Here is a 13,337-nt window from a genome sequence, read left to right on the forward strand (position 1 = left end):
CTGCACTGGCCCATCGCCGGCAAGCCAGCTCCCACAGGGTCCGCATGAACCAAGGCTGACGCTACACCTGTGGGAGCTGGCTTGCCGGCGATGGGCTGCAAGGCAGCCCCCGGGGCCCTGAAGGTCAGCGCTGAGCGTACTGCAGCACCACTTCCAGCGGGTGGCGCATCTGCCGCTCGGTCATGCGCTTGACCTGGCTGCGGCACGAGTAGCCTGTCGCCAGCGGCTCGCCTTCCTTGTCCAGCTTGGTCGCCCACGACTGCTCGAAGATGGTCCGCGAGGTATCCTGATTGCGCGCCTCGTGCCCATAGGTACCAGACATACCGCAGCAACCAGTCGCCTCGGTCACCAGCTTCAGGCCCAGACGGGCGAACACCTGCTCCCACTGCTTGGTGCTGGCCGGCACGTTGGTCTTCTCGGTGCAGTGCGCCATCAGGCGGAAATTGCCCGGCGCAGTCGGTGCCTGCTCCGGCAGCACGTCCATCAACCACTCCTGCGGCAACAGCACCTGCGGGCAGCCATCCAGGCCCGGCACTTTCTGGTACTCCTGGCGATACACCAGGGTCATCGCCGGGTCCAGGCCCACCAGCGGCACGCCGCAGTCAGCCAGGGCCTTGAGCTGGGTCGCATTACGGACAGCCGCCTTGGCAAACGCACCGAGGAAGCCCTGAACGTGCAGTGGCTTGCCGTTTGCACTGTACGGCGCCAGGAACACCCGGTGGCCCAGGCGGTGCGCCAGGTCGATGAAGGCCGACAGCAGCGGTGTCTCGAAGTAACGGGTAAATGCATCCTGCACCAGCACGATGCTGCGCTCGCGCTGGGCCGGGGTCAGTTCACGCAGGGCCGGCACGCTGGCCACGCCGACGCGGCAGCGGGTCAGGGTGGCCTGGAAGTTGAAGCGACTGATCAGCGGGCTGTCGACCATGCCGACCTTGTCGGCCAGCAGCTTGCTCACCCACTTCGAGCCCATCACCGCGTTGTACAGCCCGGGCGCGTGGGCCAGGTACGGGATGGTGAACTCCAGCGAACCGATCAGGTAGTCACGCAGCGGGCGCTGGTAGCGGCCGTGGTACAGCTCGAGGAAGCGCGAGCGGAAGTCCGGCACGTTGACCTTGATCGGGCACTGCCCGGCGCACGACTTGCACGCCAGGCAGCCGGCCATGGCGTCGTACACCTCATGAGAGAAGTCTTCCTGGCCCTGGCTGCGCGCACGGTTGTTGCGCAGGCGTGCCGGCAGGCCCTTGAGCCACGACACCTTGTTGCGTGCCGCCGCCAGCACGTCGATGTTGGCCTCGCCCTGCAGGCGCAGCCATTCGCGCATCAGCGAGGCACGGCCCTTGGGTGAGTGCTGGCGCTCGCGGGTGGCCTTCCACGACGGGCACATGGCGTCGTTGGGGTCGTAGTTGTAGCAGGCGCCGTTGCCGTTGCAGTGCACGGCGCTAGGGAAGTCCTGCCACACGCGCTCGTCGATGGTGCGGTCGAGATCGCCGCGCAGGGTCACGCCATCGACCGGGGTCAGGCCTTCGGCACTGCCCAACGGGGTGCAGATCTTGCCCGGGTTGAGCTGGTTGTGTGGGTCGAAGGCGCCTTTCAGGCGCTGCAGCGCCGGGTACAGCTCGCCGAAGTACTCCGGCACGTATTCAGAACGCAGGCCCTTGCCGTGCTCGCCCCACAGCAAGCCGCCATAGCTTTTGGTCAGCGCCGCCACGGCGTCGGAAATCGGCTTGACCAGTGCGGCCTGGGCCGGGTCCTTCATGTCCAGCGCCGGGCGCACGTGCAGCACGCCGGCATCGACGTGGCCGAACATGCCATAGGCCAGGCCGTAGCCATCGAGCAGTGCACGGAAGTCGGCGATGTAGTCGGCCAGTTGCTCCGGCGGTACCGCGGTGTCTTCCACGAACGGTTGCGGGCGTACTTCGCCCTCGACGTTGCCCAGCAGGCCCACCGAACGTTTACGCATGGTGTAGACGCGGGTCACCGCCTCGGCACCCTCGGCCAGGGTATGGCCCAGGCGCTCGACGCTGGTGTCGCTCTGCAGGTGCTGGATGAACGCTTGCACCTTGGCATTGACCTCGGCCGGCTCGTCGCCGCAGAACTCCACCAAGTTGATGCCCAAGGTCGGGCGCTCGGGGTCGGCCGGGAAGTATTCGGCGACGCTGTGCCAGACGATATCCTTCATCGCCAGCATCAGCACCTTGGAGTCGACGGTCTCGATCGACAGCGGCTTGTGCGCCATCAGCGCGTTGGCATCACGCAGTGCATCCATGAAGCTGGTGTAGCGCACGTTGACCAGCACGGCGTACTTGGGGATCGGCAGCACATTGAGCTTGGCTTCGACCACATAGCCCAGCGAGCCCTCGGCACCGCACAGCACGCTGTTGAGGTTGAAGCGGCCCTGCTCGTCGCGCAGGTGGGCCAGGTCATAGCCGGTCAGGCAACGATTGAGCTTGGGGAAAGTGGCTTCGATGAGATCGGCCTGGGTTTCCTGGATCTCCCGCGCCATGCGGTACACCTCGCCGACCCGCCCAGGCGCAGCACAGGCCTGTTCCAGCGCGGCATCGTCGATCGGCAGGCTGTGCAGGCGCTCGCCACCGAGCAGCACGCTGTGCAGCTCCAGTACGTGGTCGCGGGTCTTGCCATAGGTGCAGCTGCCCTGGCCGCTGGCGTCGGTGTTGATCATGCCGCCGACAGTGGCACGGTTGGAGGTGGACAGCTCGGGGGCGAAGAACAGCCCGTGCGGCTTGAGCGCAGCGTTGAGCTGGTCCTTGACAGTACCGGCCTGCACCCGCACCCAGCGTTCCTCGACGTTGATTTCGAGGATCTTGTTCATGTGCCGCGACAGGTCGACGACGATACCGTCGGTAAGCGACTGCCCGTTGGTGCCGGTACCACCACCGCGCGGGGTCAGCTTGACCTGCTGGAAGCGCCCCTCGGCCATCAGCGTGGCGACCCGCGCCACATCGTCGGCGTCCAGCGGGAACACCGCCGCCTGTGGCAAGCGCTGGTAGATCGAGTTGTCGGTGGCCAGCACCGTGCGGGTGCCGTAGTCGGCACTGATCTGGCCACGGAAGCCGCTGTAGCGCAGGGCTTCGAGGAATTCGGGGTAGTTGGCGCTCGGGGCAACGGTCGGCAGCTGGGCGATCATCGAAGGATGGCCTCTTGATATTGGCTAATTCACGGGATTCCTGTCGTTCCGGCATGGGTGATGACATGCGGAGGTGACGTGCAGGCCAATGTTCCTGTAGTTTCGCTTCAGGGGCAAACGGATAATCCTGCCACTATTAATGACTTTCATGAATGAATTACCGCCATCTCACCCCGTCCATGTCGCTGCTACTGGCTTTCGAGGCTGCCGCCCGGCATGAAAGCTACACCCGAGCCGCCGCCGAGCTGTCGCTGACCCAGAGCGCGGTCAGCCGCCAGGTGCAGGCGCTGGAGCAGCAACTGGGCCTGACCCTGTTCCGCCGCGAGGGGCGCCAGGTGCAGCTGACCGATGTCGGCCGCCTGTACCAGCGCGAGCTCAGCGAGGCACTGGGGCGCATCCGCAGCGCCACCTTGCAGGCCTTGGCCTACCAGTCGGGGGTAGGCACCTTGCGCCTGGCCACCCTGCCCACCTTCGGTTCGAAATGGCTGCTGCCGCGGTTGCATGCCTTCTACAGCGCACACCCGGGCATGTTGGTGCACGTACATTCACGCATCGAAGCCATCAACTTCGACACCAGCGAGATCGATGCCGCCATCGGCGTGGCCAGCCACGACCTGCCGGGGTTGATCTGCCATCGCCTGCATGCCGAGGAACTGGTGGTGATATTGCCGCCTGAGGCTGGTGCGGACAGCCAGGGCTGGAGCCCAGCACGCATCAGTGAAGAGGTGCTGCTGAATGTGGCCAACAACCCGCATGCCTGGGGCGAGTGGTTCTCGCACCATGGCCTGGCGCACCGGACGATGCGCCTGGGGCCGAGCTTCGAGCTGACCTCGCACCTGATCCAGGCGGTACGGGCCGGGATCGGCATCGGCCTGGTGCCGCGCATACTGGTGGAGGAAGAACTGGCCAAGGGTGAGCTCTACAGCCCAGGGGTGGCATTTGCCAGCCAGCGCAGTTATTACCTGATCTACCCCCCACGCAATGAGGCATTGCCGTCGCTGCGGGCGTTTCGCAGTTGGTTGCTGGAGCAGATCTGAATGTCTGGGCTGCCTGTACCGGCCCTTTCGCGGGCACGCCCGCCCCCACAGGGACCGCGCTGAACTGGAACCTGTGGTGATCCTGTGGGAGCGGGCGCGCCCGCGAAAGGGGCGGCTCAGGCAACAAAAAACCCGAAGCCAGTCACCCGGCTTCGGGTTTTTCTATCGCCGCAGCGCCTTACTTGGCCACGCTACCAGCAGCCCCAAGGGCCTGCGCCTTGCGACGCGGCTTGACCATGTAGACCACGAACATGGCAAACAGCCACACCGGGATCGCATACACGGAAACCTGGATACCCGGGATCATCGCCATGATGCCCAGGATCAGCACCACGAACGCCAGGCAGATGTAGTTGCCATAGGGGTACCACAGCGCCTTGAACAGCGGCTTCTGGCCAGTGCGGTCCAGGTGCTGGCGGAACTTCAGGTGCGAGTAACTGATCATCGCCCAGTTGATCACCAGGGTAGCCACCACCAGCGACATCAGCAGTTCCAGGGCGTTTTGCGGCATCAGGTAGTTGAGCAGCACCGCGATCAGCGTCACGCCTGCCGACGCCAGGATCGAGCGCACCGGCACACCGCGGCTGTCGACCTTGGCCAGCGACGCCGGAGCGTCACCTTGTTCGGCCATGCCCAGCAGCATGCGGGCGTTGCAGTAGGTGCCGCTGTTGTACACCGACAGCGCTGCAGTCAGGACCACGAAGTTCAGCAGGTGCGCGGCCACGTCACTGCCCAGCAGCGAGAACACCTGAACGAACGGGCTGCTGCCATAGCTGCCACCGGAGGCATCGATACTGGCTACCAGGTTGTCCCATGGGGTCAGCGACAGCAGCACCACCAGGGCACCGACATAGAAGATCAGGATACGGTAGATGACCTGGTTGATTGCCTTGGGGATCACGGTCTTCGGCTTGTCGGCCTCGGCAGCGGTGAAGCCAAGCATTTCCAGGCCACCGAAGGAGAACATGATGAAGGCCAGGGCCATCACCAGCCCGCTGACACCGTTCGGGAAGAAGCCGCCGTGCGACCACAGGTTGGCCACGGTGGCTTCCGGGCCGCCGCTGCCGCTGGTCAGCAGGTAGGCACCCAGGCCGATCATGCTGACGATGGCCACCACCTTGATGATGGCAAACCAGAACTCGGCCTCACCGAAGAACTTCACGTTCATCAGGTTGATGGCGTTGATCAGCACGAAGAACGCTGCCGCTGTGACCCAGGTGGGGATCTCCGGCCACCAGTAGTGGACATACTTGCCGACCGCCGAAAGCTCCGACATGCCCACCAGGATGTACAGCACCCAGCAGTTCCAGCCCGACAGGAAGCCGGCGAAACCACCCCAGTAGGTGTGGGCGAAATGGCTGAACGAGCCGGCCACCGGCTCTTCGACGATCATTTCGCCGAGCTGGCGCATGATCATGAAGGCGATGAAGCCGCAGATGGCGTAGCCAAGGATCATCGACGGGCCAGCGGATTTCATCACGCCTGCCGAGCCGAGGAACAGGCCGGTACCAATCGCACCACCGAGGGCGATCAACTGGATATGGCGGTTCTTCAGGCCCCGCTTGAGCTCGCCTGAATGCATGTTTTGTCCACTCATGAACGAAGTCACCTGCATTGTTTTTATCTGTGACGGAATCGGACCCACCGCGCTCGTGGCGCAGCGGAATGGGCAAGGTGGTTACCTTGGGTTTCCTGACCTCAGGTGCCGCCGGAGCGGGTCAACCAGGCGTGATCAAGAGTGCGCGGTACGCAAAGGAGTCACAGGTAAAACGCGGCGCACTGTATACCCCTGCAAACGCGCAGGCGTCAACGCGTTGCATCCTTTCCTCGGGAAAAAACGCAGCGATCCTGTGGTGTGGGCCTTGAAAGGCGAAGTGATCGGCGTACATGGCGCCTCCATTTGTTGTTTTGTCAGCCCGGCTCTGTGGACAGGCTTTTGCACACGGCAATGGCGGCTATAACACCGTGGGGCGGGGCTTTGGGCAAGGGTGGGCGGGGCTTGGCTGGCTGTTTTGATGGGGAGTCGGCGGCAAGGTTTGTTTACACGATTCGACCTAATCTGAAATCCGGGCTGAAACCGACCACATTCGTACAGTTTTCTTTACAAGGTGGTTCAGGAACTTGCCAGTCGTCCGAAAATTCTTTTTGTTCAATATCTTGGGGCCGCTTTGCGGCCCATCGCGACACAAGGCCGCTCCTACATGGACCGCGTCAATTTCAAATATTGCGCGGGCCCTGTAGGGCTGCGCAGCAGCCGCAAATTCTCACAGCCATAAAAAAACCAGCCCGAAGGCTGGTTCTATTTCAACGCAAAGGCCAATCAGCCACGCGGTTTGCCGCGGCCACGGCCTGCCGGCTTGTCACCTTCAGGCTTGGCCGGACGCTTGCGCATCTCGCTCGGGCGTTCGGCCACGGTGCTGCCACGGCCGGTCTTGCGCGGGGCCTCTTCACGCGCCTGGCGCGCCGGGCGTTCGCCGGCAGCAGCACCTTCGTGGGCCGGGCGCAGGCTGCGCACGCGCTCGCCACGGCCCAGCGGGCGGGTCGATTTGCGCTGCAGGCGCTCCATCTTGTCCTTGGCCTTGAGCTTCATGGCTGGCAGCGCCACCGGCTGCAGGCCCACTTCAGCAGCGAGGATGTCGATTTCGCCCTGGGTCATTTCACGCCAGCGGCCCATCGGCAGGTCGGAGTTGAGGAACACCGGGCCGAAACGCACGCGCTTCAGGCGGCTGACCACCATGCCCTGGGACTCCCACAGGCGACGCACTTCACGGTTACGGCCTTCCATCACCACGCAGTGGTACCAGTGGTTGAAGCCTTCGCCACCGGGTGCCTTCTGGATGTCGGTGAACTTGGCCGGGCCATCTTCCAGCATCACGCCGGCCTTCAGGCGCTCGATCATCTCGTCGTCGACCTCACCACGCACACGTACCGCGTACTCACGGTCCATCTCGTAGGACGGGTGCATCAGGCGGTTGGCCAGTTCACCGTCGGTGGTGAACAGCAGCAGGCCGGTGGTGTTGATATCGAGGCGGCCGATGTTGATCCAGCGGCCTTCTTTCGGCCGTGGCAGGCGGTCGAACACGGTCGGGCGGCCTTCCGGGTCGTCACGGGTGCAGATTTCGCCATCGGGCTTGTTGTACATGATCACCCGGCGGGTGGCCTCGGCGGCCTCTTCGCGCTTGATCAGCTTGCCATCCACGGCAATGGCGTCGTGCAGGTCGACGCGCTGGCCGAGGGTGGCTTCGACGCCGTTGACCTTGATGCGGCCCTGGCTGATCCAGGCCTCGACGTCACGGCGCGAGCCAACGCCAATGCGCGCCAGCACTTTCTGCAGCTTTTCGCCGGATGGAGGGGTGATCTCGGTATCTTGCAGGTCTTGCTCACTCATCTGGGCACCTCCCGGTGTAGGAATGAAATAAGGGTTCTGGCGACGAACGCGCCAAAAGGCCGCGCATCATACGCGGTTCGGCGGGGGAACGCACTGGAGGGTAGAGGGTTTTGTGGGCTTTGCGAGGGGTTTCTGCCTAATGGTTATGTATTGGCATGGCCGGCCCTTTCGCGGGCACGCCCGCTCCCACAGGGATATCACAGGTCCTGAGGGCTGCGCAGTACCTGTGGGAGCGGGCAAGCCCGCGAAAGGGCCGGTATAGGCAACAAAGGAATCAGGGCAGTGACTTGCCCTCTTCTTCCACCGAGGCCTCAGGCTCTTCCTCGCGCAAATCATCGAAATCTGTCTTCAGCCCCTCTTCCATCGCATCCAGCTCCACCAGCAGGCTACGGAAGCTGGTCTCCTCCTTCGGCTCGGCAACCTCTTGCTCTTCCCCAAGGCTGGCATCCGCCAATGCCTGCAGGTGCGCCGGCACTGGCGCATCATCCGGGTCGAGCAGCGGCTCGGGCTCCATCTCCCGCAGCTCGGCCAGGGCCGGCAGCTCGTCCAGGCTCTTGAGGTTGAAATGGTCGAGAAACGCCTTGGTGGTGGCGAACATCGCCGGCCGCCCGGGCACTTCGCGGTAGCCGACCACGCGGATCCACTCGCGCTCCATCAGGGTCTTGATGATGTTGCTGTTCACCGCCACGCCGCGCACATCTTCGATTTCGCCACGGGTGATGGGCTGGCGGTAGGCGATCAGGGCCAGGGTTTCCAGCAGCGCGCGCGAGTAGCGCTGCGGGCGCTCTTCCCACAGGCGCCCGACCCACGGCGCAAAGTCCTCGCGAATCTGCAGGCGGTAACCGCTGGCCACCTCCTTGAGCTCGAAGGCGCGGCCGTTGCACGACTTGCCCAGCAGCTCCAGCGCCTGCCTGAAGACCTTGGGCTCCGGTCGCTCGGCTTCCTCGAACAGTTCGTACAGGCGCTCCAGGGATTGCGGCTTGCCCGAAGCCAGCAGGAAGGCTTCGATCAGCGACGCCAGGTCGCGGGGTTCATTCAGGTTCATCAGGGTCTTCAACAAGCGCCGGGCGAAGCCGCACGTGGATGGCGGCGAAGGGTTCATTCTGCACCAGTTCGATCAGCGATTCCTTCACCAGCTCGAGAATCGCCATGAAGGTCACCACCACGCCCAGCTTGCCCTCCTCGGCGGCGAACAGCTCGACGAACGGCACGAAACCGCCGCCCTTCAGGCGTTCCAGCACCTGGCTCATGCGCTCGCGGGTGGACAAGGTCTCGCGGGTGATCTGATGGCTTTCGAACAGGTCGTTGCGGCGCATCACCTCGGCCATCGACACCAGCAGCTCTTCCAGGCTGACCTGGGGCAACAGCTTGCGCACCTTGGCCTGTGGCGCCTCCAGGCGCGGCACCACCACCTCGCGGCCGACCCGTGGCAATTCATCGATACCTTCGGCGGCAGCCTTGAAGCGCTCGTACTCCTGCAGCCGGCGAATCAGTTCGGCGCGCGGGTCACCCTCCTCCTCCTCGACCTCGGCCGAGCGCGGCAGCAACATGCGCGACTTGATCTCGGCGAGCATGGCAGCCATCACCAGGTATTCGGCGGCCAGTTCCAAGCGCACGCTCTTCATCAGCTCCACGTAGCCCATGTACTGGCGGGTGATTTCCGCCACCGGGATGTCGAGGATGTCGATGTTCTGCTTGCGGATCAGGTACAGCAACAGGTCCAGCGGGCCTTCGAAGGCTTCGAGGATGATTTCCAGGGCGTCCGGCGGGATATACAGGTCCAGTGGCAGCTCGGTCAGTGCTTCCCCATAGACCAGGGCCAGCTGCAGCTGCCGAGGCGTTTCGGCCTGTTCGGCCGGTGCCTCGGGCGTTTCCACCTGGCTCACGCGTTGACCAGGAACGGCGTGGGGTCGCCGCAGCCTTCACGGACCAGTTCCGGTTCATCGCCGGACAGGTCGATGATGGTCGATGCCTTGAGGTCACCGAAACCGCCGTCGATCACAAGGTCGACATTGTGCTCCAGGCGCTCGCGGATCTCGTAAGGGTCGGTCATCGGCTCGGTGTCGCCTGGCAGGATCAGGCTCACACTCATCAACGGCTCGCCCAGTTCGGCCAGCAGGGCCAGGGTAATGGCATGGGCCGGCACCCGTAGCCCGATGGTGCGCCGCTTATCGTGCAACAGCAGGCGCGGCACTTCGCGCGTGCCGTTGAGGATGAACGTGTAAGGCCCCGGCACATGTGCCTTGAGCAGCCGGAAGGTGCCGGTATCGACCTTGGCGTACAACCCCAGCTGCGACATGTCGCAGCACATCAGGGTGAAGTTGTGGGTCTTGTCCAGCCCGCGCAGGCGCCGCACCCGTTCGATGGCCGCCTTGTCACCCATCTGGCAACCCAGTGCATAAGCCGAATCCGTCGGGTACACCACCACACCGCCCTTGCGGATAATCTCGACGGCCTGCTTGATCAGGCGCTGCTGCGGGTTCTCCGGATGAATCTGGAAAAATTGGCTCACGTAGTCGTCCTGTTCATACCGCCAAAGGCTGTTCATGGCTGAATCGGCGCCACAGAGGTGGCAGGTCCTCGGGCAAAGGCCGGTAGGCACCGATCTCGCCCCAGGTGCCGGGGCCGTGGAAGTCACTGCCAGCGCTTGCCAGCAGGCCGAACTCACGGGTGAGGATGGACATGGTGCCCACCTGCTCGGCAGGCATCATCCCGTTGACCACTTCAAGCGCCTGCCCGCCTGCCTGAATATAGTCGGCAATCAGCCTTCTGCGCTTGCTGCGGGTCAGATCGTAGTGCATGGGATGCGCCAGGCTCACCCAAGCGTTGGACTGGCGCAGGGTCGCGACGGTTTCATCAAGGGTCGGCCAGTGCTGCTTGACGTCCCCCAGCTTGCCGGCGCCCAGCCATTTGCGAAACGCCTCGCCGCGATCCTTGACGTGCCCGGCACGCACCAGGTACTCGGCAAAATGCGGGCGCGCCGGGGCGTTGCCGCTATCGCCCAGTTCGTGCTGCACGGCGCGAGCGCCGTCGAGGGTACCGGGCATGCCCTTGGCCGCCAGCCGTTTGTCGATTTCTTCGGCGCGCAGCCAGCGGCCACGGTGCAGCGCTTCGATCGCCGCCAGCAGGGGCGGTGCGTCGAGCGGGAAGTCATAGCCCAGCACATGGATGGTCGCGCCACCCCAGGTGCACGACAGCTCCACCCCGCTGACCCAGTGCATGCCCTTGTCGCGGCACGCCTGGCGCGCCTCGGGCAGGCCTTCGATGGTGTCATGGTCGGTCAGTGCCAGCGTTTGCACCCCATGCTCATGGGCCCGGGCGACCAGTATCGAGGGCGACAGGGCGCCGTCGGAGGCCGTGCTGTGACAGTGCAGATCAACATTCATGGAGGAGCGCTTTCGCTGGAATCGATGTTTGTTATTATGCCGTCACATCCCGATTCTGGCTGCCATTGTGAAACAATTCATCGATTTCATCCCGCTGCTGCTGTTCTTCATCGTCTACAAGCTCGACCCGCGCCCCATGGAAGTCGCCGGCCACAGCTTCGAATTCGGCGGCATCTACAGCGCCACGGCCATGCTGATCATCAGCTCGCTGGTGGTCTACGGCGCGCTGTTCCTGCGCCAGCGCAAGCTGGAAAAGGGCCAGTGGCTCACCCTGGTGGCCTGCCTGGTGTTCGGCGGCCTGACCCTGACCTTCCACAGCGAAACCTTCCTCAAGTGGAAGGCACCGGTGGTGAACTGGCTGTTCGCCCTGGGCTTCGCCGGCAGCCACTTCATCGGCGACCGGGTGCTGATCAAGCGCATCATGGGCCACGCCCTGAGCCTGCCCGATGCCATCTGGACCCGCCTGAACCTGGCCTGGATCGGCTTCTTCCTGTTCTGTGGCGCGGCCAACCTGTTCGTCGCCTTCACCTTCCAGGACTTCTGGGTCGACTTCAAGGTGTTCGGCAGCCTGGGCATGACCGTGATGTTCCTGGTAGCGCAGGGCGTGTACCTGTCGCGCCACCTGCACGACGACCCTTCTACCTCCAAACCCAAGGATTGACATGCTCTACGCCATCATCGCCAGCGACGTCGCAAACTCCCTGGAAAAGCGCCTGGCTGCCCGCCCGGCGCACATCGAACGCCTGCAGCAGCTGAAGGCCGAGGGCCGCGTGGTACTGGCCGGCCCGCACCCGGCCATCGACAGCAACGACCCGGGCGAAGCGGGTTTCAGCGGTAGCCTGATCGTTGCCGAGTTCGACTCCCTCGCCGCGGCGCAAGCCTGGGCCGATGCCGACCCTTACATTGCCGCGGGCGTGTACGACAAGGTGGTGGTCAAGCCGTTCAAGCAAGTGCTGCCTTGATCTGAGACCGCGTGGGCTTCTTCGCGGGTAAACCCGCTCCTACAGGCGCAGTGCAAGCTTGAAGCCTGCGCCGTCCCTGTGGGAGCGGGTTTACCCGCGAAGAAGGCCACGCGGTACCGGCAGTTATACTGTTGCCATCAGTCTGCGGTATCTTTGCCACTGGCGGGCCGAATAGTCGCCGTCAATGGTTGAATTGAGTGAGTCATGAGCGAGCTGTTACTGATAGATGATGACCAGGAGCTGTGCGAGCTGCTCGGCAGCTGGCTGACCCAGGAAGGGTTTACCGTGCGCGCCTGCCACGATGGCCAGAGCGCACGCCAGGCCTTGGCCACACATGCCCCGGCGGCCGTGGTGCTGGACGTGATGCTGCCCGACGGCAGTGGCCTGGAACTGCTCAAGCAGTTACGCAGTGAGCATGCCGAACTGCCGGTACTGATGCTCTCGGCCCGCGGCGAGCCGCTGGACCGTATCCTTGGCCTGGAACTGGGCGCCGACGACTACCTGGCCAAACCTTGCGACCCGCGTGAACTCACCGCTCGCCTGCGTGCCGTGCTGCGCCGCAGCCACCCCACCGCCACCACCAGCCAGGTGGAGCTGGGCGACCTGGTCTATAGCCCTGCCCGTGGCGTGGCCAGCATCGATGGCCGTGAAATGACCCTGACCCTGTCCGAAAGCCGCATTCTCGAAGCGCTGCTGCGCCAACCCGGCGAGCCGCTGGACAAGCAGGAACTGGCGCAGATCAGCCTGGGCCGCAAGCTGACCCTGTACGACCGCAGCCTAGACATGCACGTCAGCAACCTGCGCAAGAAGATCGGCCCCCACGCCGATGGCCGGCCACGCATCGTCGCCCTGCGCAGCCGTGGCTATTACTACTGCCTCTGAACATCTTTACCGAGCCTTTACCATCCGCTGACCGCGCTTGACGGTGATCTCCCTAGACTGTGCTCATCCGGTAACCACCGGCCCATGAAAGGAGAGACACCATGCGCAAGACCCTTATCGCCCTGATGTTCGCCGCCGCCCTGCCGACCGTTGCCATGGCCATGCCTGAAGGCGGCCCGCGCCACGACGGCCCACATCATCGCGGTGATGCGCCTTTCCACCAGCTGGACCTGAGCCGTGACCAGCGCCAGCAGATCGGCAAGCTGATGGGCGAGCAGATGAAACAGCGCCGCGACATTACCGAGCGCTACCTGTCCAAACTGCCGGCCGCCGACCAGAAGGCGATGAAGGACGAACTGCAGGCCAACCGCGACAAGACCGACAGCGCGGTCCGCGCCCTGCTCAAGCCTGAGCAGCAGAAGAAGTTCGACGAACTGCAGAAGGAACGCGCCGCACAGAAAGCCGAGTGGCAGGAGTTCCAGGCCTGGAAAGCTGAAAAAGGCAACAAGGCCCAGTAAGCTGTCCGCCCGATGCCCG

The 13,337-nt window shown here is 64.1% G+C and carries 12 protein-coding genes; 5 read left to right on the forward strand and 7 right to left on the reverse strand.

The window, feature by feature from the left end; genetic code table 11:
- Positions 1 to 124: 124 nt before the first annotated feature.
- Entirely contained in the window at positions 125 to 3,145 is a 3,021-nt protein-coding gene (gene ydiJ / locus AC2T3R_RS19165) for a D-2-hydroxyglutarate dehydrogenase YdiJ (RefSeq protein ID WP_486744114.1), read from the reverse strand.
- Positions 3,146 to 3,297: 152 nt separating this feature from the next.
- On the opposite strand from ydiJ, the gene AC2T3R_RS19170 reads away from it, so the two are divergent.
- Positions 3,298 to 4,182, forward strand: coding sequence for a LysR substrate-binding domain-containing protein (locus tag AC2T3R_RS19170; protein ID WP_486744115.1), 885 nt, complete (start codon positions 3,298 to 3,300; stop codon positions 4,180 to 4,182).
- 178 nt (positions 4,183 to 4,360) lie between these two features.
- Here AC2T3R_RS19170 and AC2T3R_RS19175 read toward each other — a convergent pair whose 3' ends face one another.
- From AC2T3R_RS19175 to AC2T3R_RS19200, 6 genes are all read right to left on the reverse strand, one after another.
- A complete protein-coding gene (locus AC2T3R_RS19175; protein WP_161551429.1) occupies positions 4,361 to 5,779 on the reverse strand; it encodes an amino acid permease in 1,419 nt (472 codons plus the stop codon).
- Positions 5,780 to 6,502: 723 nt separating this feature from the next.
- Positions 6,503 to 7,570 (reverse strand): 23S rRNA pseudouridine(2605) synthase RluB, encoded by a 1,068-nt coding sequence (gene rluB, locus AC2T3R_RS19180; RefSeq protein WP_013973666.1) that lies wholly within the window; start codon positions 7,568 to 7,570, stop codon positions 6,503 to 6,505.
- Between the two features lie 274 nt (positions 7,571 to 7,844).
- Positions 7,845 to 8,615, reverse strand: a complete 771-nt coding sequence (scpB, locus tag AC2T3R_RS19185; RefSeq protein WP_486744116.1) for an SMC-Scp complex subunit ScpB — start codon at positions 8,613 to 8,615, stop codon at positions 7,845 to 7,847.
- The gene (locus AC2T3R_RS19190) at positions 8,602 to 9,456 is read right to left on the reverse strand and encodes a segregation and condensation protein A (protein WP_013973668.1); all 855 of its coding nucleotides are present in this window, start codon (positions 9,454 to 9,456) and stop codon (positions 8,602 to 8,604) included. The genes scpB and AC2T3R_RS19190 overlap by 14 nt, the downstream gene beginning before the upstream one ends.
- The gene (locus AC2T3R_RS19195) at positions 9,453 to 10,082 is read right to left on the reverse strand and encodes an L-threonylcarbamoyladenylate synthase (protein WP_486744117.1); all 630 of its coding nucleotides are present in this window, start codon (positions 10,080 to 10,082) and stop codon (positions 9,453 to 9,455) included. Before AC2T3R_RS19195 ends, AC2T3R_RS19190 begins: the two co-directional genes overlap by 4 nt.
- Before the next feature lie 13 nt (positions 10,083 to 10,095).
- Entirely contained in the window at positions 10,096 to 10,956 is an 861-nt protein-coding gene (locus tag AC2T3R_RS19200; protein ID WP_023661025.1) for a PHP domain-containing protein, read from the reverse strand.
- 67 nt (positions 10,957 to 11,023) lie between these two features.
- Between AC2T3R_RS19200 and AC2T3R_RS19205 the strand changes: the two genes are divergently transcribed.
- The 4 genes from AC2T3R_RS19205 to AC2T3R_RS19220 all read left to right on the forward strand — a co-directional run bounded on the left by AC2T3R_RS19205 (position 11,024) and on the right by AC2T3R_RS19220 (position 13,318).
- A complete protein-coding gene (locus AC2T3R_RS19205) occupies positions 11,024 to 11,617 on the forward strand; it encodes a septation protein A (RefSeq protein WP_003259096.1) in 594 nt (197 codons plus the stop codon).
- Between the two features lies 1 nt (position 11,618).
- Positions 11,619 to 11,918 carry a YciI family protein gene (locus AC2T3R_RS19210; protein WP_015271283.1) on the forward strand — a complete coding sequence of 100 codons (300 nt, stop codon included), beginning with the start codon at positions 11,619 to 11,621 and terminating at the stop codon, positions 11,916 to 11,918.
- 204 nt (positions 11,919 to 12,122) lie between these two features.
- Positions 12,123 to 12,800 carry a response regulator transcription factor gene (locus AC2T3R_RS19215; protein WP_013973673.1) on the forward strand — a complete coding sequence of 226 codons (678 nt, stop codon included), beginning with the start codon at positions 12,123 to 12,125 and terminating at the stop codon, positions 12,798 to 12,800.
- 101 nt (positions 12,801 to 12,901) lie between these two features.
- Positions 12,902 to 13,318: a Spy/CpxP family protein refolding chaperone gene (locus AC2T3R_RS19220; RefSeq protein ID WP_025340137.1), complete on the forward strand. Its 417-nt coding sequence runs from the start codon at positions 12,902 to 12,904 to the stop codon at positions 13,316 to 13,318.
- The last annotated feature ends 19 nt before the right edge of the window (positions 13,319 to 13,337 follow it).

The organism is Pseudomonas sp. PVC-5-1 (assembly GCF_057444345.1).